The organism is Afipia sp. OHSU_II-C1, from assembly GCF_000497575.1.
Taxonomy (GTDB): Bacteria; Pseudomonadota; Alphaproteobacteria; order Rhizobiales; family Xanthobacteraceae; genus Afipia.
In genome coordinates this window covers 115,280-140,367 of sequence record NZ_APJI01000005.1, presented here as the reverse complement: position 1 = coordinate 140,367, position 25,088 = coordinate 115,280, and the positions used below count along the sequence as shown (strand labels likewise).

Annotated in this window: 26 protein-coding genes and 1 tRNA gene; 6 read left to right on the top strand and 21 right to left on the bottom strand. The window is 61.4% G+C overall.

Annotated elements, in window-relative coordinates:
• The first annotated feature begins 5 nt into the window (after positions 1 to 5).
• Entirely contained in the window at positions 6 to 737 is a 732-nt protein-coding gene (locus I554_RS0104795; RefSeq protein WP_152527636.1) for a hypothetical protein, read from the top strand.
• 44 nt (positions 738 to 781) lie between these two features.
• Positions 782 to 1,945 carry a glycosyltransferase family 4 protein gene (locus I554_RS0104790; RefSeq protein ID WP_051358597.1) on the top strand — a complete coding sequence of 388 codons (1,164 nt, stop codon included), beginning with the start codon at positions 782 to 784 and terminating at the stop codon, positions 1,943 to 1,945.
• 42 nt (positions 1,946 to 1,987) lie between these two features.
• Here the strand turns inward: I554_RS0104790 and I554_RS0104785 are convergent, their stop codons facing one another.
• The 8 genes from I554_RS0104785 to I554_RS0104750 form a co-directional block, all read right to left on the bottom strand.
• Positions 1,988 to 3,157 carry an acyltransferase family protein gene (locus I554_RS0104785; protein WP_024575193.1) on the bottom strand — a complete coding sequence of 390 codons (1,170 nt, stop codon included), beginning with the start codon at positions 3,155 to 3,157 and terminating at the stop codon, positions 1,988 to 1,990.
• Positions 3,158 to 3,331: 174 nt separating this feature from the next.
• Positions 3,332 to 3,409 (bottom strand) — tRNA-Pro (locus I554_RS0104780).
• Between the two features lie 153 nt (positions 3,410 to 3,562).
• Positions 3,563 to 4,225 (bottom strand): MerR family transcriptional regulator, encoded by a 663-nt coding sequence (locus tag I554_RS0104775; RefSeq protein WP_024575192.1) that lies wholly within the window; start codon positions 4,223 to 4,225, stop codon positions 3,563 to 3,565.
• 56 nt (positions 4,226 to 4,281) lie between these two features.
• Positions 4,282 to 4,617 (bottom strand): integration host factor subunit alpha, encoded by a 336-nt coding sequence (locus I554_RS0104770; protein ID WP_024575191.1) that lies wholly within the window; start codon positions 4,615 to 4,617, stop codon positions 4,282 to 4,284.
• 129 nt (positions 4,618 to 4,746) lie between these two features.
• Positions 4,747 to 5,724 carry a beta-ketoacyl-ACP synthase III gene (locus tag I554_RS0104765; RefSeq protein WP_024575190.1) on the bottom strand — a complete coding sequence of 326 codons (978 nt, stop codon included), beginning with the start codon at positions 5,722 to 5,724 and terminating at the stop codon, positions 4,747 to 4,749.
• Entirely contained in the window at positions 5,721 to 6,782 is a 1,062-nt protein-coding gene (gene plsX, locus I554_RS0104760; protein ID WP_024575189.1) for a phosphate acyltransferase PlsX, read from the bottom strand. Before plsX ends, I554_RS0104765 begins: the two co-directional genes overlap by 4 nt.
• A 198-nt stretch (positions 6,783 to 6,980) precedes the next feature.
• Complete coding sequence (locus tag I554_RS0104755) at positions 6,981 to 7,562, bottom strand: DUF177 domain-containing protein (RefSeq protein WP_024575188.1); 582 nt, start codon at positions 7,560 to 7,562, stop codon at positions 6,981 to 6,983.
• Complete coding sequence (locus I554_RS0104750) at positions 7,559 to 8,113, bottom strand: ubiquinol-cytochrome C chaperone family protein (RefSeq protein ID WP_024575187.1); 555 nt, start codon at positions 8,111 to 8,113, stop codon at positions 7,559 to 7,561. The genes I554_RS0104755 and I554_RS0104750 overlap by 4 nt, the downstream gene beginning before the upstream one ends.
• A gap of 134 nt (positions 8,114 to 8,247) precedes the next feature.
• On the opposite strand from I554_RS0104750, the gene I554_RS0104745 reads away from it, so the two are divergent.
• Together I554_RS0104745 and I554_RS0104735 are read left to right on the top strand one after the other, a co-directional pair.
• Positions 8,248 to 8,724: an outer membrane protein assembly factor BamE gene (locus I554_RS0104745; protein ID WP_024575186.1), complete on the top strand. Its 477-nt coding sequence runs from the start codon at positions 8,248 to 8,250 to the stop codon at positions 8,722 to 8,724.
• Between the two features lie 151 nt (positions 8,725 to 8,875).
• Positions 8,876 to 9,877 carry a tripartite tricarboxylate transporter substrate binding protein gene (locus tag I554_RS0104735; RefSeq protein WP_024575185.1) on the top strand — a complete coding sequence of 334 codons (1,002 nt, stop codon included), beginning with the start codon at positions 8,876 to 8,878 and terminating at the stop codon, positions 9,875 to 9,877.
• A 68-nt stretch (positions 9,878 to 9,945) separates the two neighbouring features.
• Here the strand turns inward: I554_RS0104735 and I554_RS27185 are convergent, their stop codons facing one another.
• The 13 genes from I554_RS27185 to I554_RS0104665 form a co-directional block, all read right to left on the bottom strand.
• On the bottom strand, positions 9,946 to 10,098 hold the full coding sequence (locus I554_RS27185; RefSeq protein ID WP_192817764.1) for a hypothetical protein: 153 nt from the start codon (positions 10,096 to 10,098) through the stop codon (positions 9,946 to 9,948).
• Between the two features lie 190 nt (positions 10,099 to 10,288).
• Positions 10,289 to 12,409, bottom strand: coding sequence for a sodium-translocating pyrophosphatase (locus I554_RS0104725; RefSeq protein ID WP_024575184.1), 2,121 nt, complete (start codon positions 12,407 to 12,409; stop codon positions 10,289 to 10,291).
• Between the two features lie 232 nt (positions 12,410 to 12,641).
• Positions 12,642 to 13,634, bottom strand: a complete 993-nt coding sequence (gene thiL / locus I554_RS0104720; RefSeq protein WP_024575183.1) for a thiamine-phosphate kinase — start codon at positions 13,632 to 13,634, stop codon at positions 12,642 to 12,644.
• 2 nt (positions 13,635 to 13,636) lie between these two features.
• Positions 13,637 to 14,143, bottom strand: coding sequence for a transcription antitermination factor NusB (gene nusB, locus I554_RS0104715; RefSeq protein ID WP_024575182.1), 507 nt, complete (start codon positions 14,141 to 14,143; stop codon positions 13,637 to 13,639).
• Positions 14,140 to 14,634: a 6,7-dimethyl-8-ribityllumazine synthase gene (gene ribH, locus I554_RS0104710; protein WP_024575181.1), complete on the bottom strand. Its 495-nt coding sequence runs from the start codon at positions 14,632 to 14,634 to the stop codon at positions 14,140 to 14,142. Before ribH ends, nusB begins: the two co-directional genes overlap by 4 nt.
• Before the next feature lie 111 nt (positions 14,635 to 14,745).
• Complete coding sequence (locus tag I554_RS0104705; RefSeq protein WP_024575180.1) at positions 14,746 to 16,608, bottom strand: acyl-CoA synthetase; 1,863 nt, start codon at positions 16,606 to 16,608, stop codon at positions 14,746 to 14,748.
• A gap of 81 nt (positions 16,609 to 16,689) precedes the next feature.
• A complete protein-coding gene (locus I554_RS0104700) occupies positions 16,690 to 17,361 on the bottom strand; it encodes a TetR/AcrR family transcriptional regulator (protein WP_024575179.1) in 672 nt (223 codons plus the stop codon).
• 25 nt (positions 17,362 to 17,386) lie between these two features.
• Positions 17,387 to 17,995 carry a riboflavin synthase gene (locus I554_RS0104695; protein WP_024575178.1) on the bottom strand — a complete coding sequence of 203 codons (609 nt, stop codon included), beginning with the start codon at positions 17,993 to 17,995 and terminating at the stop codon, positions 17,387 to 17,389.
• Positions 17,996 to 18,054: 59 nt separating this feature from the next.
• Entirely contained in the window at positions 18,055 to 19,158 is a 1,104-nt protein-coding gene (gene ribD / locus I554_RS0104690; RefSeq protein ID WP_024575177.1) for a bifunctional diaminohydroxyphosphoribosylaminopyrimidine deaminase/5-amino-6-(5-phosphoribosylamino)uracil reductase RibD, read from the bottom strand.
• Positions 19,159 to 19,223: 65 nt separating this feature from the next.
• Positions 19,224 to 19,709, bottom strand: coding sequence for a transcriptional regulator NrdR (nrdR, locus tag I554_RS0104685; protein ID WP_024575176.1), 486 nt, complete (start codon positions 19,707 to 19,709; stop codon positions 19,224 to 19,226).
• A 12-nt stretch (positions 19,710 to 19,721) separates the two neighbouring features.
• Positions 19,722 to 21,023: a serine hydroxymethyltransferase gene (gene glyA, locus I554_RS0104680; protein WP_024575175.1), complete on the bottom strand. Its 1,302-nt coding sequence runs from the start codon at positions 21,021 to 21,023 to the stop codon at positions 19,722 to 19,724.
• An 812-nt stretch (positions 21,024 to 21,835) separates the two neighbouring features.
• Entirely contained in the window at positions 21,836 to 22,348 is a 513-nt protein-coding gene (locus I554_RS0104670) for a MarR family winged helix-turn-helix transcriptional regulator (protein ID WP_024575174.1), read from the bottom strand.
• 300 nt (positions 22,349 to 22,648) lie between these two features.
• On the bottom strand, positions 22,649 to 23,146 hold the full coding sequence (locus tag I554_RS0104665) for a DUF6163 family protein (RefSeq protein ID WP_024575173.1): 498 nt from the start codon (positions 23,144 to 23,146) through the stop codon (positions 22,649 to 22,651).
• Positions 23,147 to 23,267: 121 nt separating this feature from the next.
• Between I554_RS0104665 and hemB the strand changes: the two genes are divergently transcribed.
• Together hemB and I554_RS0104655 are read left to right on the top strand one after the other, a co-directional pair.
• Positions 23,268 to 24,326, top strand: a complete 1,059-nt coding sequence (gene hemB, locus I554_RS0104660) for a porphobilinogen synthase (RefSeq protein WP_024575172.1) — start codon at positions 23,268 to 23,270, stop codon at positions 24,324 to 24,326.
• Positions 24,327 to 24,448: 122 nt separating this feature from the next.
• Entirely contained in the window at positions 24,449 to 25,009 is a 561-nt protein-coding gene (locus I554_RS0104655) for an RDD family protein (RefSeq protein WP_024575171.1), read from the top strand.
• Positions 25,010 to 25,088: the final 79 nt, after the last annotated feature.

Sequence of the window (25,088 nt, the reverse complement as noted above, 5' to 3'; positions counted from 1 at the left end):
ATGAGTTGCGGCTGCATGGCTGGTTATCTCGCGCAAAACCGGTTTGCACGATCCTGACCACCGGATCCAGATCCGGCACCGACCGTGACCGGCTGCAGGCTTCCGCACGGATCGTCGAAAGTGCCGGCGGACAATGCTCCAGGCTATTCGGGGCTGTCCTTGACCGCGACCTCTACGGAATGATTCTTGCGGGAGACGCGACGCCATTCCGAAGGTGGACGGAGAAGCTTGCCGACATACTGGTCACCAGCCGGACCGAGCAACTGGTTGTCGATGGATGGCAGCTCTATTCGGTGAGCCATGATCTGACCCATATCATTGGCCGGCTCGCTGCCGAACGGGCGTCCCGTGCACTGGGATACAAGGTTGAAGTTCTGCAGTATGAAGTCGTTCCGGCGCTGTTAGCCGAATGCAGCGACAGCGGCAAACCTGCATTTGAGCTCAACCTTTCTGACGACGAACTGAAAGCAAAGCTTGCCGCGATCGACAGCTATCCCGGCATCGAATTCGAATTGATCGAGATCAGGCAGATCGAGGAAGAAGGTCACGCGCGAACGGAGCGCTTTTTTGTGCCCCCTCCAATCGCGGATGTTATCCGGCCTCCCTCAACGAAGCCAAAATACGAATCCTACGGAGAGGCTCGGCTGGCGGACGGAATTTATCAGGACGTTATCCGCTGGCATCACGTTGAAAAGATCATCCACCACCTCGTCGCCTCACAGCGCGCGCTCCCGTAAGAGGCCTCCTGTTGCGCATTCTCTTCACAAACATTCAGTTAGGGATGCGCACCGGTACGGAGATCGTTGTCAGGGACTTCGCACTGCGCTTGTCGGAACGGGGGCACGAAGTCGCCGTGTATTCTCCCTCCATCGGAGAACGCGCCAAGGAACTGACGGACCGGGGAATTCCTGTTGTCGATAACCTTCTGAAGATTGATCGTCCGCCCGACGTCATCCATGGCCAACACATGCCGGTCACGGCTGAAGCAATACTCGCCTTTCCACGCGCCCCCGTGGTATCGCTTTGCCACGGCACAAATCCCTGGTTCGATCAGCCTCCGCGTTTTCCGCAGGTCCGACGGCTGTTCGCCGTGGATGAAACCTGCCGCGCGAACCTTGTCGCGTCACATGGCGTGCCCCCCGAACAGGTTGGCATTCTGCCGAATGCCGTCGATCTGTGCCGTTTCGTTGAGCGCGGAGACATGCTTCCGGCTAAACCCGGCGGCGCTGTTTCCCTTGTAAAACATGCCGGCCTCACCACCCTTCTCCAGGAGGCGTGCGATCGCTGCGGGCTGACGTTTCAAGCCTACGGTCACGGGGTTGGCCGGCCGGTCGATGATATCGAGCGCCTCGCGGCAAGCGCCGATATCGTATTTGCCACGGCGCGAACGGCGCTGGAGGCCATGGCTGCCGGCGCGGCTGTTGTTCTCGTTGATGCTCGCGGGTTCGGCGGTCTCGTGACCTCGGCAGCCTACGAACAGGGCCGGAGCCTCAACTTCGGCGTCGGAATGCTCACGCGGGAAACAACCCTGAGCGGATTGATCGAGGCGATCGGCTTATACGATGCACGGGATGCCGCGTCCGTAAGCCAGCGCGTGAGACGGGAAGCCGATCTCGATCTTACGGTCACGCGCCTTGAAGGCATCTACCAGTCGGTGATCGACGAGATGGTCCAGAATCCGGCGATCGATTCCGAAGCATTCCGGCGAGCGCAGATAGAATTCTACAGTTCCTGGCTCATGCACATGAAACCAGCCGGACCACGGCTTCTCGACCAAACGCAACTCAGGAATGAACTGGCGGCACTTCATGTGCGCTTTGCTCACGAGATGGAGCGCAACAAGGCCACGATCGAAGGGCTTGTGGCGGACATCGCCCGAGCGGAGCGCTCAGGCGCGGTGCGGCTGGCAAAACTTATTCGCCGCTGGCTCGGGCACTTGCGATAGAAAACAGCCGGAACTCGGACTTTCCGGGAAAGGATACCTTCCTTAGGTCGTCTCCGGAACGGCATCAGGCTCTGCTTGCGTCGTCGGACCTGCTCGCGGCGAGATTGCAGCCATCCCCATGATCCAGCGAGCCGGTGCCCATGGCCTGATGAGAAAGTGATAGGCTGCAAGCGAAACCGCCATTGTCGCCAGCCATATCGTCAAGATCTTGAGCCAGACCGGTATCGCAAGCGGCAGCAGCATTATGCCAATCATCAATAGCGGCACGTGGTGGACAATATACACGGGTAGCGTTGCTTCGCTGAGATATGCAGTTGTCCGCGTGTGGGCTGGCTTCAAACGGGACATGAAACCAAAACCTGCCCCCACGCCGCCCCACGCAACCAGGGCAATGCAGGCGCGGCCCGGTGTCGATTCACCAAACAGCACAAGACCGACAAAACCCATCAGCATCAGCGTCAGCAACCGCGGAGCCTCGGTCCGAATCCTGGCCTCGAAGCCCGGCCAAGCAGCACCCCCCGCACCCAGCACAAAGCAGAGCGCAAAGTAGGAAAAGTTGGTCCAGTCCGCGATGAGGTTCGGGAAGTATGGCCAATATCCGTGAAACACCGTGAGCAGCGCGGCCATGGGCAGTATCGGGAGATAGACCCAGAAAGCTGAAGGCATCTCGGCACGCGGCACGCGACGCGCGAGACGCACCAGCAGCGGCAGAAGCGCGATCGATATGAGAAACAGGTAAGCCAGAAACCAGAGGTGCGACCACGACATCAAGGGGAGGCGCGTGAGATTGTAAGGGAAGAAATTGAAGTAATGGATCGGCGGATCGATCTGCAAAATCCCTTGCATCCATTCGGCCTCGCGCAAGCCGTGGAAGCCCATGTCGCGCCCGTCGTTAAGCTCGATATATTTGATGATGGATCCGAATATCACGATGCCGAAAGCCAGCGGCACCAGCAGCCGCGTCACTCTCTCTTTTACGAAGCGGCCGGGGCTTCGTGCCCTCAGCGATGTGACCGCTGACCAGCCAGCCACGACGAACCATGATGAGATCGCCGCAGCGCGCAGGAAGTCGAACAAAAGGGTAGCTGCCGCCGACGATGTTGCGCTCTTGAGGTGGTAGTGAGGCTCGGAAGAGAAAATCGCAAGCGCATGAACGAGAATAATTGTGCCACAGAGCAGAATTCGGAGCAGATCAATATCAGGACGCCGCATACACCCCCCGACCACAATCGATCTCTCAAGGTATCAAAGCCGGCGTGGAGCGGATATCCCAATCTGCGGACGCGCTGAAAATCAGGCCAGTCCTGCACAACCGGCCGCCTGTGATCTCGCGGCGAGTTGGTTTGAGGCCGCTGCGGAGTGGAGATACCCCCGAAGGAGAGAGTTTGGTCGGAGCGAGAGGATTCGAACCTCCGACCCCTAGTCCCCCAGACTAGTGCGCTAACCGGGCTGCGCTACGCTCCGAACCGTGCCATGAGGCACCGATCCTGTAGCCCCGTTCGCGCCATGGTGCAAGAAGGGGCTGCCCCCCGGGGGAATGCCCTGATTCCAAGCTTTAGGTCGACTAGCCTGGCAAACCCCGCAGGACCAGCGCCCTGCGGCCAAAACAGCAACGGGTTAGCCTTCCTTCAGGACCTGATCGATCAGCGCTCTCGCGCCGATCAGATCGTCCAGCGCCGCCTGAAGCTTGCCGCGATCCATCGGCCGCGCGCCTTTCCGGATATTCGGCGGGGCATAGGCCTCGGCGCCGGATGGGCCGTTCAGCGGAGCCGGCTGCACCGGCTTCTGCACCACCGCTTTGGGCGCTGAGATCTCCGTAAGCGGCGGTCCGAGATCGCGCAGCGACAGCGTGGAGGGATACTCCTCTTCGTGGGCATCAGGTTCGTCGGCGGCGGCGAGTTCGTCCTCGGTGTCGATCTCCACTTCGTCGGCTGCCAGGTGTGGGGCGTGTTCGCCCTTTTCCGGCCCGAACGAGGGTCCATCGAACAGCGCGGTAGCATGATCGGCGGACCCGTCGGTGAGGCTCTGGACCGATTTCACGCCATGCTCGCGCAGAATGCGCTGGACACCGCGGATGGTGTAGCCCTCGCCGTAAAGCAGCCGGCGGATGCCACGCAACAGGCTGACATCATCGGGGCGATAGTAGCGGCGTCCCCCGCTCCGCTTCATCGGCTTGATCTGGTTGAAGCGCGTTTCCCAGAACCTCAGGACGTGCTGCGGCACATCAAGGTCATCAGCGACCTCGCTGATTGTCCGAAACGCATCCGGCGCTTTGTCCAAAATGCTGGCTCCCCGTTGAAAGCCGCCGTCCTAGGTCCGTCTTTGTCCTAAGTCAGTCAGTCGTCGGCGCTATCGGCGCTACCGCCACCACTGCCATTGCCGTTGATACGCTGCTTGAGAATCGCTGACGGCTTGAACACCATAACCCGTCGCGGAGAAATCGGCACTTCCGTTCCGGTCTTTGGATTGCGGCCGATACGCTGGCCCTTTTTGCGCACCATGAAGGAACCGAATGACGACAGTTTCACCGTCTCGCCCTTCTCGAGGCAGTCGGTAATCTCTTTCAACACCAGTTCAACGAACGCAGACGACTCCGTGCGCGACAGCCCTACCTTTTGGTAGACGGCTTCGCACAGATCAACGCGTGTGACTGTCTTCCCGGTTCCGGTCATCGCCTGCCCCGCTCACGGCGAAAAAATTTATGTTCTGAAATTATGAGCTTAGCGACCGAGGGTCAACCTTGCTCATCGATGCAACAGCATGAAATTGTTTTCAATTATCGACAGACTTTAGCAAAAGACTCACCAGCGCAATAGCGCCGATCCCCAGGTGAAACCGCCGCCCATCGCTTCCAGCATCAAAAGATCGTTTTTCTTGATGCGCCCGTCGTCGGCCGCAGCCGCAAGCGCGAGGGGAATCGATGCCGCCGAGGTGTTTCCGTGACGGTCGACAGTGAGCACCACTTTCTGCGGCGCAATATGCAGCTTCTTCGCAGATGCATCGATGATGCGCTTGTTGGCTTGATGCGGAACCAGCCAGTCGATGTCGTCGGCCGTGGTCCCCGTCGCATCAAATGCGTCGACGATAACGTCGGTGATCATGCCGACGGCGTGCTTGAACACTTCACGGCCTTCCATCCGCAGGTGGCCGACGGTCTGGGTGCTCGAGGGGCCGCCATCGACAAACAGCTTGTCCTTGTGACGGCCGTCAGAACGCAGATGTGTGGTCAGGATGCCGCGATCCGCAGAAGTTCCGGCCTGCGATTGAGCCTCAAGCACCACCGCGCCGGCACCGTCCCCGAAAAGCACGCAGGTTCCACGGTCGTTCCAGTCCAGGATGCGCGAGAAGGTTTCCGCCCCGATCACCAGCGCACGCTTGAACGCACCGGTCTTCAGAAAATTGTCCGCGGTCGCCAGCGCGAAAATGAAGCCGGAGCAGACCGCCTGCAAATCGAACGCGGCGCCGTGGTTGATTCCCAGACCGTTCTGGATCGCAACCGCCGTCGCCGGGAATGTGTTGTCGGGTGTCGAGGTCGCCAGCACGATCAGATCGATCGACTGCGTGTCGATCCCGGCATTGGCGATCGCTGCCTGTGCGGCCTTGAGACCGAGATGCGAGGTGAACTCACCCTCCGCCGCAATATGACGCTGCTTGATGCCGGTGCGCTGGATGATCCACTCATCCGAGGTGTCGACCATCTTCGCCAGTTCGGCGTTGGTCAAAATGCGCTCCGGCAAATAAGCGCCGTAGCCGAGCACAACCGAACGCATCACAGTCACGAGACAGCCTCCTGCGCGTTCGGCACGATCGAAAGAGCGTGGCCGTCGCGGTTGAGTGTTTGATTGATCTTGGGCAGGAGATCGTAGCGGACCATGTCATAACCAACATCGACAGCCGACGCAAAGCCCTCCGCGTCCGTGCCGCCATGGCTCTTGATGACCACGCCGTTCAACCCAAGGAAGACGCCGCCATTGACCTTGCGAGGGTCCATCTTGTCGCGCAGCGCATTGAAGGCGCCCCGCGCAAAAATGTAGCCAAGCTTGGAGCGCCAGGTCCGGCTCATCGCGCTGCGGAGATACTCCGCGATCTGCCGTGCCGTTCCCTCGGCGGTCTTCAGGGCAATGTTGCCGCTAAAGCCTTCGGTGACGATGACGTCGGCAGCACCTTTGCCGATGCCGTCCCCTTCGACGAAGCCGATGAAGTCGAGCTGCGGCAGGTTCATGGCACGGAGCAGTTCGGCGGCTCCGCGAACAGCCTCGACGCCCTTCACTTCCTCGACGCCAATGTTGAGCAGACCCACCGTTGGCCGTTCGAGATCGAACAGGACGCGCGCCATGGCGCTTCCCATGATCGCCAGCGATGCGAGATGGCGGGCATCGCCGCCGATCGAAGCGCCGACGTCGAGCACAACAGACTCTCCGCGTACTGTCGGCCACACCGCCGCAATGGCCGGACGGTCGATACCGGGCATCATGTGCAGATTCAGCCGCGACATCGCCATCAGCGCGCCGGTGTTGCCGGCAGAGACGGCGACGTCCGCCTCCCCCTTTTTGACGGCATCGATCGCCAGCCACATCGAGGATGACTTGCGGCCGCGGCGCAGGGCCTGACTGGGCTTCTCATCCATGCTGATGGCGATATCGGCATGAAAGACCTTTGAGACGGCTTTCAGTGCTGGATGAGACTCAAGCTGCTCGTCAATCAACGCGCTGTTGCCGAACAGCAGAAATTCGACGTCAGTGTGCCGCATCAAGGCGAGCGCCGCCCCTGGGACTACCACCGATGCACCGAAATCGCCGCCCATGGCGTCAAGCGCGATTCGAACCTTTTGCGGCATAAGCGTCCCGGAAACCTGATCGTTGCGGCCTCGAAGCAACTGGCCGCGAGCTGAAAGCCATCGTTGCGACAGCGGTAGGCGGAGGTCTTCGCCAAAAACAGCGCAGCCCCAGCCGGGCAGCGACAATAGCGTTTTTGTGGTGCGATACAACGGCTTGACCCAGGCGGCTGGTTCGGTCAAGCGCTCCCGGCAGCGTTGTCATTTTCCCTTGGGTTTTTTGCCTTGAGGCACGCCCTGCTTCTCCTTGAGCGCCTTAAGGGCCGCAAACGGGTGTTCGTCAGGGTCTTCAGGGGTTTCTGGCGGCACGAAGGTCACCCCCGGCTTGCGCGGATAGGGATCTATTCCCAAAACAAGAAATTCCGTCGCCAGTTGGCCAAGGTCAATGGCGCCATGGATGATCGGTTCGGGGGGATCGGGAATCTCGGCGTCGTCCCCCTCTTCCTTCTGAGCCATTTTAGCAGGGATTTGCGAGGGCGGCGCGAAAACAGCCGCAATATCTTCGTCAATGTCGTTCTCGACAGGCTCGAGCGAAACCACGCAAGTCTGTTCAACACGCGCCTTGACCCGCCCGGTAACGCTCACGTGGCCTTCTGGCTCGGGCCTCACGTCGAATGACGCCGTAGCGCGCAGCACCGCATTCACCCCGGCAGCCGCGGCGATCAGTTCGCGCTGGGCCGCACTAGCTTCCAGAACCTGATGCAGTCCTGTCTCGGGCAGCTGGGCGACCATCACCGGAAAGCTCCAGGGAAGATCGCTGTCAGTCATATGACCCTTGCTCATGGCCTGGCTCGCAACAGTTCAACTTCAACCTTCGGAAACGCCCAAGCCCCCGTGCGGGCCGCCGTATCGTCCAGGGCCGCCAGACGGGCGCTGACATCACGGACGTAACCCGCCAGCACCTTCGCATTCTCCAGCCCCTCGCCATTGAAGACATTCTTGGACAGCGAGAGCGCCAATTCCGCCTCGCCCGCCTCGAGGGCCATATCGTAAGCCGCCGAGCGCCCGTAGAACGCCTCACCAAACGCCTGCATTCGCTTTGGAACGGTCAGGTCTCCGACCCCCATTTCGCGCAGATTGTCGTCCATGTCCGCGCAGAAGCGGTCGAAGAGTGCCTGCGACAGGGCGCTTCCCCCTTCAACCGGCTGCAACCGGCGCAACACCAGCCACAGGTGCAGGATCAGCATGTCGAATCGGCCATTAACCGTGTCACGGACGCCAAGGTCCGTGTAAAACGCCGGTTCTCGCGCTTGCGCCACGATCATGCCATAGATGGCTTCAATGGTGCCGCGCGGGACGGTGGGGTTCCTGAAGCGATTGAACGGCCAAAGCATTTTCGGTTCCGCGTCGAAGCCGGCGGCGATCCCTGATCGCCCTGACGGCCTTTGGTGTGTTGAAATCGGAAGTCCTGCCCGGTACGTCAACGCTCAGGCTGATGCAAGAGGCAAGAAGGAAGGCCACGCGAGACATGACCGTTTCCAGACAGCCCGGTTTCCAGATCGCCGGAGCGCGGCGCTTTTCGACCCGTCTGCGCATGGCCGCCGTCACGGCGCTGGTTTGCGCAGCACTCACTGCCTGCACCGGCGAGCAGTTCCAGAAGGGCTACATCCTCCCTCCCGGCGCGCTTGAACAAATTCCGATCGGCGCCAGCCAGGACCAGGTCCTGATTGTGATGGGCACGCCCTCCACCGTCGCGACCCTGAGCGGCGAAGTGTTCTATTACATCTCCCAGCGCTCGGAGCGTAAGGTCGCGTTCATGCAGCAACAGGTCATCGACCAGCGCGTGATTGCGATCTATTTCGACAAGAACCGGACGGTCCAGCGCGTTGCCAATTACGGACTCCAGGACGGCAAGATCTTCGACTTCATCAGCCGCACCACACCGACCAGCGGACAGGAAATGAGTTACCTGACCCCGCTCTTCAAGCTCCTCAGCCCGCGCTGATTGCATCGCTCACCGGCGGCTCGGCCGCCGGTATTTTGCTGCGCGAAACACCCTTCAGCGCGGCGTTCATGGCCGCACTTGCCGCCACAAAACGTCACCGGTACGCTTGCCCCCAACAATCTCGCAAAGAGATGTAGCTGGGAGGATACCGATGACGCATTCACTGTCCCGCCGTGCCGTGCTGTCAGGCGCTGCGGCGCTTACCACAAGTCCGCTCTGGCCACGCCCGGCGAAAGCCGCGGAGTGGCGTCCCACAGAAACGGTGCGAATTATCGTGCCGGCAGCTCCCGGCGGCAGCACCGACGTGATCGGCCGTTATCTCGCACAGCATTTGCAGCAAGCGTGGGGCATATCGGCCGTCGTCGAAAACAAATCCGGCGGCGGCGGGACCATCGGCACCGCTTACTACGTGCAGCAAAAGCCCGACGGCAACACGATCCTCGTGGGCAACCCGGGCCCCAACGCGGTCGCGTTCAGCATCTTCCGGTCCCTGCCTTACAAGGCCGATCAATTGCAGCCAGTCAGCAACGCAATCCGGATTCCCAATATCGTCTCGGCGCATCCTTCGAGCGGCATCAAGTCCATCAAGGAACTGATTGCTTACCTGAAGGCCAATCCGGACAAGCTGAACTACGGGACCTCGGGAGTTGGACAAAGCCCGCATCTCACGGCGGTCTGGTTCATGCAATTGACCGGCGTGAAGATGACCCACATTCCGTTCCGTGGCGCTGGGCCGGCTCTGACGGGCGCGCTTGGCGGCGACGTGGCGATCCTGTTCGACAATCTCTACCCCTCACTGCCGCAGACAGAAGATGGCAAGCTCATCGCGCTTGCGGTGACGACGCCGGAGCGCAGCTTCAAGGCGCCCAACGTCCCGACCATGCGTGAGAGCGCGCCGGAACTCGCCAACTTCGATGTCTCGTCCTGGTTCGGCATGTTCATGCAAGCTGGAACGCCACGGCCCATCATCGATGCCTACAACGCTGAAATCAAAAAGATGCTGGAACGCGACGACATCAAGAAGAACATCGCGGCAATGGGTGCCGTTCCCGACTACGGAACGCCCGAGCAATTCACCGCCTTCATCGATGCCGAGATCAAGAAGTTCGCCGGCATCATCAACAAGGAAGGCCTCAAGATGGACGTCAATTGACGCCACGCTCCCTCACAAAAGAAACGGCCGCCCCAAGGGCGGCCGTTTTGCTTTGATACCAAAATCCGTCACACGGCCATCAAACCCTGTTCAACGAACCTGTAGCCAGCCTCCCAGCGCTGATGCTGCTCGGTGTTTTCGGGATAGGGATTATCGTGCGGCTCGTTGTTGAAGCGCGCGAGTTTCCCCTGCTCGAACGGATCGCCATCGTCTGCAGCCATGTATAGCCTCCCTTGTTCAACAAGAGGCAACGCACACGATCTTGATCGGGTTTCCTCGAAGCCCAGAAATATTTGGCGTTGATAACGGTTCAACCTGTCATCAAATCGCAACAATCGCGTGTGGCATCCGCACAAAAGAAGAACCCCGCGACGCGAGTCGCGGGGTTCTCCGTTCAGTGATCTGTGACAATCAGTGAGCCAGGATCGCGAGCAGCAGCAGCGCCACGATATTGGTGATCTTGATCATCGGGTTCACGGCAGGACCCGCCGTATCCTTGTAGGGATCGCCGACGGTGTCACCGGTCACGGCTGCCTTGTGAGCATCCGAACCCTTGCCGCCGAAGTGGCCGTCCTCGATGTACTTCTTGGCGTTGTCCCACGCACCGCCACCCGAAGTCATCGAGATCGCGACGAACAGACCGGTCACGATCACACCGAGCAGCATCGCACCGACTGCCGAGAACGCAGCCGACTTACCAGCCGCGCCGCCACCCGCGATCGCATAGATCACGAAGTAGACGAAGATCGGCGACAGCACCGGCAGCAGCGACGGAATGATCATTTCCTTGATCGCGGCCTTGGTCAGAAGGTCAACGGCCTTGCCGTAATCCGGCTTGTCAGTGCCCTTCATGATGCCCGGCTTTTCGCGGAACTGGCGGCGAACCTCTTCCACGATTGCACCGGCAGCACGGCCCACAGCGGTCATGCCCATCGCGCCGAACAGGTACGGCAGCAGGCCGCCGAACAGCAGACCGACCACAACGTACGGGTTGTTCAGCGAGAAGTCAGGAATGACCCCCTGAAAGTACGGATACTTCGCAGCGTTGGCGATGAAGAACTTGAGATCTTCATTGTACGCAGCGAACAGCACCAGTGCACCCAGACCGGCCGAACCGATGGCATAGCCCTTGGTGACGGCCTTGGTGGTGTTGCCGACTGCGTCGAGCGCGTCGGTGGCCTTGCGCACTTCTTTCGGAAGGCCAGCCATTTCGGCGATGCCGCCCGCGTTGTCGGTCACCGGACCGAAAGCGTCGAGCGCGACGATCATGCCGGCCAGTGCCAGCATGGTGGTGGTCGCGATCGCGATGCCGAACAGGCCGGCGAGGCTGTATGTAATCAGGATGCCCGCGATGATGACGATCGCCGGAAGAGCGGTCGATTCCATCGAGATGGCGAGACCCTGGATCACGTTGGTGCCGTGACCGGTCACCGACGACTGTGCGATCGACTTCACCGGGCGGAAATCTGTGCCGGTGTAGTACTCGGTGATCCAGATGATGAGACCCGTCACCACCAGACCAACAACGCCGCACTCGAACAGTGCGAGACCGGTGTACTTCACGCCCGCGAGCGGACCGAAGCCGACCAGCTGATGGATCACGAAAGCCACGCCGAACAGGGACAGAACGCCGGTGGCGATCAGCCCCTTGTAGAGCGCGCCCATGATCGACTGGCTGGCGCCGAGCTTGACGAAGAAGGTGCCGACGATCGAGGTGATGATGCAGATGCCGCCGATAGCGAGCGGCAGCGTCATCATGTTCACCAGCAGCGGCGACGTGGCAAAGAAGATCGCGGCGAGAACCATGGTCGCGACCGCGGTCACGGCATACGTTTCGAACAGGTCAGCCGCCATGCCGGCGCAGTCGCCCACGTTGTCACCGACGTTGTCGGCGATGGTGGCAGGGTTGCGCGGATCGTCTTCCGGAATGCCAGCTTCAACCTTGCCGACGAGATCGCCGCCGACGTCCGCACCCTTGGTGAAGATGCCGCCGCCGAGACGGGCGAAGATCGAGATCAGCGAAGCGCCGAAGCCAAGCGCCACCAGGGCGTCGACAACGGTACGGCTGTTCGCCGGAAGCCCTGCCCCCTTGGTGAGGTACATGAAGTACAGCGTCACGCCGAGCAGCGCGAGACCGGCAACCAGCAGACCCGTGATCGCGCCCGCCTTGAAGGCGAGTTCAAGACCACCGGCCAGCGACTTGGTCGCCGCCTGCGCGGTGCGCACGTTGGCGCGAACCGAGACGTTCATGCCGATGAAGCCCGCAGCGCCCGAGAGCACGGCGCCGATCAGGAAGCCGACTGCGACGAGAATGCCGAGGAAGTAAGCCAGCAGCGCGAAGATCACGATGCCGACGATACCGATCGTCATGTACTGGCGCTTCAGATAGGCCTGCGCGCCTTCGCGCACCGCCGCCGCGATTTCCTGCATGCGAGCATTGCCCGCATCCGCCCCAAGCACCGACGAGGTCGCCCACGCGGCGTAGACGATGGAAAGTGCTCCCGCGAGCACAATCAACCATAATGCTGTCATTGATGTTGCCTCAGATCCCCTGCTGTTTCCCCAGAAACGCTCCACTGGCCATACAGGGTGGCCGGGCGCGCAAAAAAGAAGTCATGCGTTTTCGAAGGCGAAAAGCTGCCTCAATTCGGCGCGGACAATGCCAAAATCATACCCTTGACGCAACGCCACCAACGGCCGTGTGACCGTTTTTCGGGTGTTTCAACAAATCCACCGAAGATCTTTTGGTTGCAGTGCGAAATTGTCAGAAGTGGCTGTAGGACAAGCGTTTCAGCACTACCGGCTGGCCTGTCGTGTCTAGGAACCGGGGCGCTGCCGTACCTGCCTCAATCCTGCCGATGGCAGTGACCTGCACACCGGCCTGTTCCGCAGCGGCGACGAACGAATCCCACCGATTCTCCGGGACAGCGCACAGGACCTCGTAGTCATCACCACCAGACACCATGGTTTCGATGTCCGCACTGCTGTTCGCAAGTAACGCCCGCGCGGGAGCCGAGAGCGGAACAGCCCCCAGATCAACTGCAGCCGAAACGCCAGACGCGGCGCAGAGCTTGGCGAGATCGCCCGCCAATCCGTCCGACACATCCATCGCAGCACTCGCGTGATCACGGACAGCAAGAGCAAGCGCGCTGCGCGGCTGCGGAACGCGGTAGCGTTGAACGAGCAATTCCCGCGCGGCAGTATCGAGCCCCTCGCTTGCGATGCCCTTGAGAACGCGCAAGCCCAGCGCTGCATCCCCGATGGTGCCGGTGACAGCGATCCGGTCGCCCGGCTTCGCAGTCGTGCGGCGAACCATCTTGCCTGGCGGAACGCGGCCAAATGCCGTGACCGAGATCATCAGCGGTCCCGGCGTCGAGACCGTATCGCCGCCAAGCACCGGACAGTTGAACATTGCGGCGTCTTCGCCGAGAGCGCGGGCGAACGGCGCCAGCCATTCGTCCCTCGCCTCGCGCAGCGCAAGGGTCAGCACAAAGCCTGCGGGAACGGCGCCCTTGGCGGCCAGATCCGACAGGTTCACCCGCAACGCCTTGCGCGCAACGGTGCCCGGTGGGTCATCGGGGAGGAAATGAACGCCTTCGATAATCGCATCGGTGGTGACGACAAGATCATCGCCCGACGACTTCAGGAGAGCTGCATCATCGACCAGGCCGAACGCCCCGGGATCGGTCGCGAGCGGACGGAAGTAGCGTGCGATCAGATCGTCCTCGCCCGATGCTTTGGCACCCGGCGCCGTCATGCTCAGTGCCCCGTCCGCGTGAACTCGCCCGCGCGGAACTGCCGCGCGATCTGGTCGAGCACGGCGTTCACCATGCCGGTTTCGTCCTTGTCGACGAAAGCATGCGCGACGTCGACATATTCCGATACAACAACGCGCGCCGGAATATCCTTGCGATGTTCGAGTTCATACGCCCCTGCCCGCAGGGTCGCACGCAGGATTGCGTCGATGCGCTTGAGCGGCCAGCCGCTTTCGAGCGCCTTGTCGATCAGCGGATCGAGCTTGCTCTGATCGCGGACCACGCCGGACACCACGTCCTTGAAGAATGCCGCTTCGGCCGGCAGATAAGTATCGCCTTCGACCTCGTTGCCGAGCCAATGGCTTTCAAATTCGGCAAAGATATCACCGATGCCCGCGCCAGCGATGTCCATCTGGTACAGCGCCTGTACGGCCGCGAGACGCGCCGCGCCGCGCCGGTTGGCCTTTCGGTCCCCCGGTCCCTTATCGCTGGTTTTCTTGGCGTCGCTCATAGCGGTTTTGCCAAACGCTTCTTGATGCGCATCATGGTGAGCGCCGCTCGGGCCGCGTCGCCGCCCTTGTTCAGCTTGTCGGCGCGGGCACGTTCCCACGCCTGTTCCGTGGTGTTCACTGTGATGATGCCGTTGCCGAGCGGCAGGCTGCGCGCCACGGCGAGGTCCATCAGCGCGCGCGACGATTCCATCGACACGATCTCGAAGTGAATGGTGTCGCCGCGCACCACGCAGCCGAGCGCAATGGCGCCGTCGTACTGCCGGCCATTCTTCTTCGATGCGTCCATGGCAATCGCAATCGCCGCCGGGATTTCGAGCGCGCCCGGCACGCTGATGACGTCGTAGCCGACGCCTGCGGCCTCAAGCTCCTTGATCGCTCCCTGAAGCAGCGCTTCCTGGATATCGTCGTAAAAGCGGGCTTCGATGATGACGACGGTCGCGCCGCTGATATCGGTTTGGTCCTTGAGTTCTGCGCGCCGCGGTTCAGCCATCATTCCATCCAGTCAAAGGGGTTCCGTGTTTGCGCGTTTGTAGTCGCTGGGCGCTACAAAGCCAAGTACAACGGGCCCCTTTCAAAGCAGGGATGCAGCTCGGAAACCGTTTCAAACGGCCTGCGCGACCTTGTAGTCGAACAAATAGCCCTCCAGCGCCTTCTCAACCGCAGCCTGCTGCCCAGCCGTCGCACGAGGCAGCACCACCTTGACGTCGATGCCGCGTTTGCCGCCGGCGGCCACGTCGATCACCGCATCGGCCGTTCCCGCGGCTTCTGCAACCACCTGAGCAACCAGCCGCTGCACGGCATCGGTCCGCAACTGAGGCTTGAATATCTTGCCAACGCTGGTCACCGGAATGGCGTCGATGACGATGATCTGCTTCGGCCATGCCGGGCGTTCGGCAATCAGCGGCTCGGCGAATGCTTTCAGTTCATCGGGAGTCGCCTGCGCGCCCGGCTTGAGCGCCACGTAGCACACCGGCAGTTCGCCGGCATATTTGTCCGGCTGGCCGACCGCCGCAGCCAGCGCAACCGCGGGATGCGATTGCAGCGCATCCTCGATCAGAACCGGATCGATGTTGTGGCCACTGCGGATGATGAGATCCTTCGAGCGCCCCGCGATGAACAGCCGCCCCTGCTCGTCGGTGTAAGCCAGATCGCCGCTGTCGAGATAGCCGTCGCGCAGTGCGCCGCTGTTCTGGCTCTGGTCCTTGTAACCCGGCGTAACGTTTGGACCGGAGACGGTCATCACACCGACCTCGTGCGGTACGCAGGCCTCCCCGAGCGAACCGTCCGCGGCGAGTTTGCGGACAACGACCTTTGTGTACGGCAGGCGAATGCCGACCGAACCCAGCACGGGATCCGCCGATGCGGGATCGATGGACACCAGCCCACCAGTCTCTGTCATGCCGAGAATTTCGTGGATCGCCGTCCCGGTCATCTTCTGGTACTGCACGGCAACGGCGCGCGGCAGCAGCGATGCACCCGAGATACTGTAACGCGCCGACGAAATGTCGGCATCGACCGGCACATTGAGCAACGCAGCCAGCGCCGTCGGCACGCCCCCGATCACGGTTGCGCGATAGCGCTCAACGATCTTCCAGAAATTCTTGATGATGACCGGGTTGCGCATCCCCGCCGGTGACAGGACAATGACATTCGCCCCCGCAATGAAGAACGACAAGCCGCAGGAAATCGTCGCGGCCACGTGAAACAGCGGCAGCCCATTGGTGATGGCATCGGTCTCGCTCAGATCCTGCAACACAGCGCCGCCAAACCCCGCTGCAATCTGCATGCGATGGGTGTGGGTGACGAGCTTCGGCGAGCCGGTCGTGCCACCGGTGTGGAAATAGGCGGCAACGTCATCGCCGCTCCGCGCCTTCCCGAAGGTCAACGCGTTGCCATCCTGCGCCTTTAGACCGGGCGCAAAGCCGAACACACCCTCAGGCAACGGCGCGTCTGATAGCGAGACCTGCACCAGCTTGACGTCCGGCAGCAGCCTGCTGACCTCAACGGCCTTCTGCCAGATGTCGAGCTGCGGATGCGGCCCAAGCGCCACGAGAATTTTCGCGTCTGCTGCGCGAACGAGATCCGCGATGTTCTGCGGCTGAAGCAGGAAGTTGATCGGTACCGCATAGCCCTGCGCTTCTGCGCCCCACAGAGTGAAATGGGTCTCGACCAAACTCGGAAGAATGTAGGCGACCCCCGAGCCCGGCCCGCCGAGGCTCGCAAAGAAGTTCGCCGCGCGGGTGATGCCTTCGAGCAACTGACGATATGTGACGATGCGCGGCGTCTCATCGTCGGCACCCGACATCAGCATGGTCAGCGCAGTGCGGTCAGGATGACGCGAGGCGCTCTTGGCGAAGACGTCGTAGACGCTGCGCGCGTCATAGCGCTGTTCGAGCGTTTTCTCAGTTTCGAACCGAAGGACATCCTTAAGCGTTGCGACCGGGTAATCGCTGAAAAGCGGCATGACGTTTCCCCTGTTGATTATTATCGGCCGATCGACCGCCGGCGCATTTCGCCGGGAAGCTATTTAATTAATTTAACAGCGTCAAGTTTTGCGAGCCACGGCGCGTTCGCCGACGGCAACCCTGACAGGCTTCCGCGCGCCGGTTCGCGTGACTTCCGACATGCCGGCGCCCCTGGCAATCAGGCGCATGGAGGCGAGATGCAGTTCATCCCGCTCGCTGACCGTCCGCAGCAGGCCGCTCATGTGCATCATGACGACCCCGTGCGCGGCGGAGAAGAAGGACTCGGCCAGTGTCCTGACATCGCCCTGGATATACCCGGCATCGACAAGCGCTTGCACATAGGTGGTCATGGTGGCGCGAAAGCGCGTCATCGTCGTCGGAAACTGCGGTGCAATCGCCTCCTCGAGATTCTCCGTGAAGAAGATCAGCCGATAGGTGTCAGGATGTTTCAGCGCAAAATCGAGAAAAGCCTGTCCGACCGCGCGCGCATTCTTGCGTGCATCCCTCGCCGGGTCGAACGCCGCTTCTAGGTGACCACAGAAGCGATCGAGGGCTGCGGCCCGCATCGCCACGAGGATTTCGTCCTTGTTGGCGAAGTAGCGGTAAGCCGCGGTCTGACTGTAGCCGAGCGCCTGGGCGATCTGGCGCATCGAAACGCCGGCGGCACCGTGCCTGGCAAACAGCTTCTCGGCCACACGAAGCAAGCGCTCCCGGAAAACCTCGACCTGCTGCTCGGTGAGTTGCTTACGCATGCCTATCCCGTTTACGGCACGAGTTCTATTTCATCTCGATCAACCGTGCGGCGTAACGCGCCATCAGATCGATTTCGAGATTGACTTCCGACCCCGCCCGCCAGTCGCTCAGCGTCGTCACCTGCAGCGTATGCGGAATGATGAGGACGGAAAATGTGTCGTCAACAGCGGTATTGACCGTCAGCGACGCACCATCGAGCACCACCGACCCCTTCGCCGCAATGAACTTTGCAAGATCGCGCGGCGCGCGCAGTTCGAACCTTGCCATGTCCGGCAGATCTTCGCGGGAGATGATGCTGGCGATGCCGTCGACATGCCCGGCAACGATGTGCCCGCCGAGTTCGTCGCCGATCTTGAGGGCACGTTCGAGATTGAGGCGCGTGCCCTTCGCCCACCCCTTTGCCGTTGTCAGGCGCAATGTCTCGGCGGCCGCATCGACATCGAACCACGTTCTGCCTTGATCGACACCGGACTGCACCACCGTCAGGCAAACGCCGTTGCAGGCGATCGATGCGCCATCCGCGATGGTGGTCTGGTCATAGCGGCATGCGATGCGCAGCCGATGCAATTGACCCTGCGCGGTCGGCGTGATGCTGGTGATTTCGCCAAGGTCAGTGATGATGCCGGTGAACATCTAGGTCTCTTCTTAATTGATCATGATCTGATCGGAAAACCGGTTTCCACTTTTCCGGATCATGATCGTTCATAGATCGTGAGAGTGTCTTTATCGAAGCCCTCGGTAGCACGCGCGCGCCAGCGAGGCGACTGGGTGACGACAGACAATGGCTGTGTATCGAGCGCCGGAATACCATCCATGCCAATGGTCCCCTGCCCGCGCAGCAGCCAAACCTCATCGATCAACCCGGCGCTCAGGAATGACGACGCCACCCGCGCGCCGCCTTCCACCATCAGCCGTGTGATCCCGCGCTCGGCCAGCGCATTCAAAACGGCCTTGAGATCGAGGCCGGGCGTTGTTTCATTTGCCACGGGCACGCGGATGACCTGCGCTCCGGCCGCGCCAAGTTTCATCGCTGCCGGAGCCTCGGACAGACTGGACGTCATGATCCACAGCGGCGTCTGCCGCGCGGAGTGCACAAGCTTGCTTGCCCCCGGCAATCGCAGCGCACGATCGAGTACCACACGCACGGGCGATTGCGCTTCCAGTCCCGGCAGGCGCACGGTGAGCAACGGATCGTCGGCAAGCACCGTGCCGATGCCGACAAGGATCGCATCGCTCTGCGCGCGCAACAGATGCACGCGCGCCTTGGCCGCTTCGCCGGTGATCGCGACCGGCCGATGGCCCGCCGCCGCGATCTTGTCGTCGGCGGACACGGCAAGCTTCAAAATGACAAACGGGCGCTTCTGGCCGACGCGCAGAAAATGCCCGGCGTGATCGCGTGCAGCTTCATCCTTGCAAAGGCCGACCTCCACCGCGATGCCCGCAGCGCGCAGCCGTGCATGGCCCTGCCCGCCGACTTCAGGATTTGGATCTTCGATGGCGGAAACGACCCGCGCGATACCCGCGGCAATGATCGCGTCCGCGCACGGCGGCGATTTCCCGAAATGCGAGCACGGCTCCAGCGTGACGTAGAGCGTCGCGCCGCGCGCCGCATCGCCCGCGCGCTTCAGCGCCTCAGGTTCGGCATGAGGCCGCCCGCCGGGCTGGGTCCAGCCGCGCCCGACGATGACGCCATCCTTGACGATGACCGCACCGACGGCAGGATTGGGCCACGTGCGGCCCTGCCCGCGCCGGCCAAGCGCCAGCGCAAGCTGCATGTAGCGAAAATCTTGAGACATTGGGTCAGAGGTATCCGGCACAGCGATCAAGCTAGCGGATTAGCGAACGCCGCGCCGTGAAAAAATCACTTGCGCACGACCGCCGGCCGCGGCGGTTCGTCCTCGCCCGACAGTTCGCCGAGCACGGCCTCGAAATCCTTGGCCTCGCGGAAATTGCGATAGACGGACGCGAAGCGGACATAGGCGACGTCGTCGAGCTGGCGCAGATGCTCCATCACGGTCTCGCCGATCACCTCCGACGAAATCTCCGACTCGCCGCCGCTTTCCAGCTCGCGGACGATGGCAGAGACCATTTTCTCCACGCGCTCGGGATCGACCGGGCGCTTGCGCAGGCTGATCTGGAGCGAGCGCACCAGCTTGTCGCGGTCGAACGGAACGCGGCGGCTGTTGCGCTTGATCACGGTGAGTTCGCGAAGCTGCACGCGCTCGAACGTAGTGAAGCGGAAGTTGCACGCCATGCAGACGCGCCGCCGCCGGATCACGGCCGAATCTTCCGTCGGCCGCGAATCCTTTACCTGCGTATCGAGACTGTTGCAGCTCGGGCAGCGCATTCCGCGTACCCCTTACTGATAGATCGGGAAGCGGCTGGTGAGTTCCTTCACCTTCTCCTTGACCGACGCTTCAACCAGAGGTGCCGAACCTTCGCCCGACTGGGCGACGGCATTGAGCACTTCCGAGATCAGCGCACCGACCTGCTTGAACTCCGCGACGCCGAAGCCGCGCGTGGTCGCAGCCGGGGTGCCGAGACGCAGGCCCGACGTGACGAACGGCTTTTCGGGGTCGAATGGAATGCCGTTCTTGTTGCAGGTCAGACCGGCGCGAACCAGCGCCTTCTCCGAGACGTTGCCTTTGAGGCCCTTCGGCCGCAGGTCGACCAGCATCAGGTGGTTGTCGGTGCCGCCGGACACGATCTCGAAACCATTGGAGCGCAGCGTTTCCGCGAGCGCCTTGGCGTTCTCGACCACATTCTTGGCGTAGATCTTGAAATCCGGCTGCAAAGCTTCCTTGAAGGCCACGGCTTTCGCCGCGATGACATGCATCAGCGGGCCGCCCTGCAATCCGGGGAAGATCGCCGAGTTGATCTTCTTGGCGATGACTTCATCGTTGCTCAGGATCAGACCACCACGCGGGCCACGCAGCGACTTGTGCGTCGTGGTCGTGGTGACGTGCGCATACGGCACCGGCGACGCATGGACACCGCCAGCGACGAGACCGGCGAAGTGCGCCATGTCGACCAGGAGATATGCGCCGACGCTATCGGCGATCTCGCGGAAACGCTTGAAGTCCCAGGCGCGCGAATAGGCCGAGCCGCCAGCGATAATCAGCTTCGGCTTGATCTCCTCGGCCTGCTTCGCAACGGCATCCATGTCGATGATCTGGTCTTCGCGGCGCACGGTGTAGTGCATCGGCTTGAACCACTTGCCGGACATGTTGACCGGCGCGCCGTGGGTCAGATGTCCGCCAGCGGCAAGGTCTAGACCCATAAAGGTGTCGCCCGGCTGCAGGAGCGCGAGAAACACAGCCTGGTTCATCTGGCTGCCGGAGTTCGGCTGCACGTTGGCGAAGTTCGCGCCGAACAGCTTCTTGGCGCGATCGATGGCGAGGTTTTCGGCAACGTCGACGAACTCGCAGCCGCCGTAATAGCGCGCGCCCGGATAGCCTTCGGCGTACTTGTTGGTCATCACCGAGCCCTGCGCCTCGAGAACGGCACGGCTGACGATGTTCTCGGAAGCGATCAACTCGATCTCATGCTGCTGACGACCGAGTTCACCCTTGATCGCGTTGGCAATCTCCGGATCGGCCTGCGCAAGCGAGGCCGTGAAAAACGAATCGGGAGCGGATGCAGTCTTGGCAGATGAGCTCATTGCATAATGTCTCCACCGCCGCAGCTTTCAAGGTCGGCTACGGGCGGCCTGATTGGGAGCATTTTCTGACGAAAACCCGGATCTCGGGCTTTCCTGAAACTGCTCCGGTGTCATCTAAGGGCGGCAGGCGCGAGATACCATATCTGGCGGGGGTGGCCAAGTTCCAAGCCCGTGGGCCGCTATTTATGCGGGACAGCCCTGTTCTGCGTCAGCCCCGTGGGCCGCCGTGCCAGCAGTTACCACGCCAAATCGCTCCAGAGCGCGATTTCGGTGCCATCTGCCCCGCGCTGGGCCCAACGAGGGGCCATTTTGCCCACATTTCCAGTCTGGAACCCTCCGGGTTGGGCAACTTAATTTCCGCCGGAAGGGCCGGTATTTTGGAGAAACCCGCCCCTCTGGGGGACGCGGCTTACAGCCGCGCACAGAGGAACATCACGTTCAGCGAGCACGCGGCTAGCAGAACGAGCATCAACGCGACCTGCAGCCGGTCGCCGGCGAATTTGAGAATCGGCCTCATGATGGGAGGATGATGGAAAGACTCCGCGCAAGAGTCTCGAATCATATTTTTGGATTTGGCGGGCGAGGATTCAGGACTCGTTTACGAGTCGATTCTCTGAAAGCCAAACGCGAAAAGGCGCCCGAAGGCGCCTAGTCGCATATCCCACACCAGGGGAAACTCGTGCGGAATTCTTCCGCGTGCATCTTTCGCGCACTTCGGTAACAGCCGGAGGGCACCGGCGTAAAACTGCAAGGAAGAACGATGGGCCGCCGATCTTTTTGAATCAGCCGGCTGACCCGAATTTATGAAAGGCTCAGAGCCGATACAGGATCTGGTCGGTCCAGAAGCGCTCGAGGCGATGCAGCGACTTGTTCAGCGTCGCGAACTCGGCGTTCGAGATGCCGCCCACCTGCTCCACTGTCTTGACGTGCTTCTGATACAGCGCGTCGACGATGTGGCGGATTTCCTGGCCCTGCGCGGTCAGACGGATGCGTACCGAGCGGCGATCGACGCGCGAACGCTGATGATCGAGGAAACCCATCTCGACAAGCTTCTTCAGATTGTACGAGACGTTGGAGCCGAGGTAATAGCCGCGCGTGCGCAGCTCGCCTGCGGTCAGTTCCTTGTCGCCGATGTTATAGAGCAGCAAAGCCTGCACCGAATTGATGTCGTTGCGGCCGCGGCGGTCGAATTCGTCCTTGATGACGTCGAGCAAACGGCGATGCAGGCGTTCAACAAGCGTGAGGGCTTCGAGATAAAGCGGCTGCACGGGTGCAGCGGCGTTGTCGCGTGCGGGCTCAATGGCCGTAGCGGCGGATTTGATCATGACACTTCCCCTGTTGTCGTTTTTACGACTTATTCGACGAAACTTTTGTCTCGCCTGATAGGTGCAAACTAAGGGAGGCGTTTGAAGATCAGCTTAAATAACAGCATAAAGAGATGGTTTATTTGAAACGGTGAATCGTATGTTACATCGATAAAACAAGGGCTTTTTGTTAGTTTTGATTCACCCAAAACGGCCGATGTTCACGCTTCGTCACGCATCCTGTCGCGTTCCGGAACACCGTTCGTTCGAATTTGAAAGATTCCGTCAAGCATCAAGGCGCGGGTGCCCTGCCGCGCCGCACTATGGCGGCCGTTCCCGCGCCGAAAACCACGCCAGGACGAGATAGGCCGCGAGCAGGATCAGGGAGACGAGAACCGCGAACAGGTTGCCACCATAGATCGTTGGAAACATCAGCTCGATCACCGCCGTCGAAACAATGGTCGTGAGCCACACCACGGCGCCCCATGGCGTCGCGAGCCACAGCCCCACCGCCGCGACGAGTTCAATCACCGCGAAATAAACCGTGGCGGTCTGCCACTGCGTGGTCTGCGCCTCGAACGCACTCTCCTCGCCTCCGATGAAGCCGGTGATCTGCGCCCAGTGATAAAGTCCCTTGATCATCGACAGCACGGCCATGACGCGCAGGAACAGTACGAGCCGGGTGGTCCATGTGCTTTCGCCGGTCTCAGCGTCCGGCGACGTCATCGCAGTAACCAGGTTGACCTGATCGCGCGGAACGTCGTCGTTGGCGCTTCGGGTCATGCGCGCAGCCATCGATTGCCGGGGGTCCTTGTTCATGACGCGTGTTTGGCGCTTTATGCCGGTAAAATCAATCCGCCGATGACGCTCCCGTGCGGTGACGGGCCGCCCGGCAGATGCTACATGTAAAATATCTTTTCTGCGCGGGAGTGGCATCAAGATGGCGATCAAATTCGGGCGTCCGATCGAATTGCGGGATACGCCGCATCGGGACACGGCTGCCGCCCCTTCCCTCGAACTGACCACACGCATGCGCCGCAACCGCAAGTCGGAATGGGCGCGGCGGCTGGTGCGTGAAAATGTACTCACCACCGACGATCTGATCTGGCCGCTGTTCGTGGTCGACGGTAGCAACCTGCGCGCGCCGATCGCTTCGATGCCGGGCGTCGATCGCCTGAGCGTGGACCAGTGCGTCAGGGACGCCGAGCGCGCGATGAAACTCGACATTCCCTGCATTGCGCTGTTTCCCTACACCGAGCCGTCGCTGCGCGACGAGACCGGCTCCGAAGCGCTGAACGCCAACAATCTGGTCTGCCAGTCGGTGCGCGCGATCAAGCGGGAGTTTCCCGATCTCGGCATCCTCTGCGACGTGGCGCTCGACCCATTCACCAGCCACGGCCACGACGGGCTGTTGCAGGACGGCCGGATTCTGAACGACGAGACCGTCGCCATCCTGGTGCAACAGGCACTGGTCCAGGCGGAAGCCGGCTGTGACATCATCGCGCCATCGGACATGATGGACGGCCGAGTGGCTGCAATTCGCGCCGGTCTCGACCGCGCCGGTTTCGGCGATGTACAGATCATGGCCTATGCAGCGAAATACGCGTCCGCATTCTACGGCCCGTTCCGCGACGCCATCGGCTCGGCGAAAACACTGACCGGCGACAAGCGCACGTATCAGATGGACTCGGCGAATTCCGACGAAGCGCTACGCGAAGTCGAACTCGATATCGCCGAAGGCGCCGACATGGTGATGGTCAAGCCCGGCCTGCCCTATCTCGACATCGTCCGGCGCGTGAAGGACACCTTCGCCATGCCGACCTTCGCCTATCAGGTGTCGGGCGAATACGCGATGATCGCCGGCGCAATTAACAACGGCTGGCTCGACCGCGACCGGACGATCATGGAAAGTCTGGTCGCGTTCAAGCGTGCCGGTGCCGATGGCGTTCTAACCTACTTTGCGCCGCAGGCGGCGGAAAAGCTGAAGGCCGGGCGCTGACCGCTCCGCAACCCGCCGGATAACTTTTTCTCCATGTGAGCCTAAGCCGCCTTGCGCCAGCCACAGGCCGGGGCCATGTGCGCAGCGGGCGGCCCGGGCAATGGCCGCTGAGGAGGGTTTCCATGTCTGACACGAGAAACACTGGCGGCACATCGGGTGCGACCTGGCGTAATAATCCATCCGCCAGCGCAAGTGCACAGCAGGCCTACGATCCGTGGTTGCAGCCCGAATTGTTTCGCGGCGTGCTGACCAAGCGTTCCTTTGCATTTCTGATCGACCTCGTGATCCTGTCGATACCGATCATCCTCGCAGTCATCTTCGTGACTCTGTTCGGCATCGTGACACTGGGCCTTGGCTGGTTTCTGTTCTGGCTGATCTCGCCGTTCTCGGTGATCTGGGCGCTGCTCTATTACGGCATGTCACTCGGCGGCCCGAATGGCGCCACCGTGGGCATGCGCATGATGGACATCGAGATGCGGACCTGGACCGGCGAGAAACCCTACTTCATCCTCGGTGCGGTTCACGCCGTCCTTTATTGGGTATCGGTCTCGTTCCTGAGCCCGCTGGTCCTGCTGGTGGGACTGTTCAACGGCCGCCGCCGGCTGCTGCATGACATCGTGCTCGGCACGGTCTTCATCAACAGCAACGTCCGTGCGCCTGTCGTGCCGACGACTCAGGTCTGAGCAACAACTGTCCCGGGAAGATCACATCCATGTGGTCTGCCCCGAACTGTGCATAATGCGGTCTGAAAGCCGCGTCATA

Excerpts from the sequence above, each read along its gene's own strand:
- ribD (WP_024575177.1), bottom strand. The coding sequence starts at position 19,158 with ATGTCTCAAGATTTTCGCTACATGCAGCTTGCGCTGGCGCTTGGCCGG.
- plsX (WP_024575189.1), bottom strand. The coding sequence starts at position 6,782 with ATGCCGCAAAAGGTTCGAATCGCGCTTGACGCCATGGGCGGCGATTTC.
- I554_RS0104735 (WP_024575185.1), top strand. The coding sequence starts at position 8,876 with ATGACGCATTCACTGTCCCGCCGTGCCGTGCTGTCAGGCGCTGCGGCG.
- ribH (WP_024575181.1), bottom strand. The coding sequence starts at position 14,634 with ATGGCTGAACCGCGGCGCGCAGAACTCAAGGACCAAACCGATATCAGC.
- thiL (WP_024575183.1), bottom strand. The coding sequence starts at position 13,634 with ATGACGGCGCCGGGTGCCAAAGCATCGGGCGAGGACGATCTGATCGCA.
- nrdR (WP_024575176.1), bottom strand. The coding sequence starts at position 19,709 with ATGCGCTGCCCGAGCTGCAACAGTCTCGATACGCAGGTAAAGGATTCG.
- I554_RS0104670 (WP_024575174.1), bottom strand. The coding sequence starts at position 22,348 with ATGATCAAATCCGCCGCTACGGCCATTGAGCCCGCACGCGACAACGCC.
- I554_RS0104755 (WP_024575188.1), bottom strand. The coding sequence starts at position 7,562 with ATGAGCAAGGGTCATATGACTGACAGCGATCTTCCCTGGAGCTTTCCG.
- I554_RS0104770 (WP_024575191.1), bottom strand. The coding sequence starts at position 4,617 with ATGACCGGAACCGGGAAGACAGTCACACGCGTTGATCTGTGCGAAGCC.
- I554_RS0104745 (WP_024575186.1), top strand. The coding sequence starts at position 8,248 with ATGACCGTTTCCAGACAGCCCGGTTTCCAGATCGCCGGAGCGCGGCGC.
- I554_RS0104785 (WP_024575193.1), bottom strand. The coding sequence starts at position 3,157 with ATGCGGCGTCCTGATATTGATCTGCTCCGAATTCTGCTCTGTGGCACA.
- I554_RS27185 (WP_192817764.1), bottom strand. The coding sequence starts at position 10,098 with ATGGCTGCAGACGATGGCGATCCGTTCGAGCAGGGGAAACTCGCGCGC.
- nusB (WP_024575182.1), bottom strand. The coding sequence starts at position 14,143 with ATGAGCGACGCCAAGAAAACCAGCGATAAGGGACCGGGGGACCGAAAG.
- glyA (WP_024575175.1), bottom strand. The coding sequence starts at position 21,023 with ATGAGCTCATCTGCCAAGACTGCATCCGCTCCCGATTCGTTTTTCACG.
- I554_RS0104790 (WP_051358597.1), top strand. The coding sequence starts at position 782 with ATGCGCACCGGTACGGAGATCGTTGTCAGGGACTTCGCACTGCGCTTG.
- I554_RS0104705 (WP_024575180.1), bottom strand. The coding sequence starts at position 16,608 with ATGCCGCTTTTCAGCGATTACCCGGTCGCAACGCTTAAGGATGTCCTT.
- I554_RS0104700 (WP_024575179.1), bottom strand. The coding sequence starts at position 17,361 with ATGCGTAAGCAACTCACCGAGCAGCAGGTCGAGGTTTTCCGGGAGCGC.
- I554_RS0104665 (WP_024575173.1), bottom strand. The coding sequence starts at position 23,146 with ATGAACAAGGACCCCCGGCAATCGATGGCTGCGCGCATGACCCGAAGC.
- I554_RS0104750 (WP_024575187.1), bottom strand. The coding sequence starts at position 8,113 with ATGCTTTGGCCGTTCAATCGCTTCAGGAACCCCACCGTCCCGCGCGGC.
- I554_RS0104725 (WP_024575184.1), bottom strand. The coding sequence starts at position 12,409 with ATGACAGCATTATGGTTGATTGTGCTCGCGGGAGCACTTTCCATCGTC.
- hemB (WP_024575172.1), top strand. The coding sequence starts at position 23,268 with ATGGCGATCAAATTCGGGCGTCCGATCGAATTGCGGGATACGCCGCAT.
- I554_RS0104655 (WP_024575171.1), top strand. The coding sequence starts at position 24,449 with ATGTCTGACACGAGAAACACTGGCGGCACATCGGGTGCGACCTGGCGT.
- I554_RS0104695 (WP_024575178.1), bottom strand. The coding sequence starts at position 17,995 with ATGTTCACCGGCATCATCACTGACCTTGGCGAAATCACCAGCATCACG.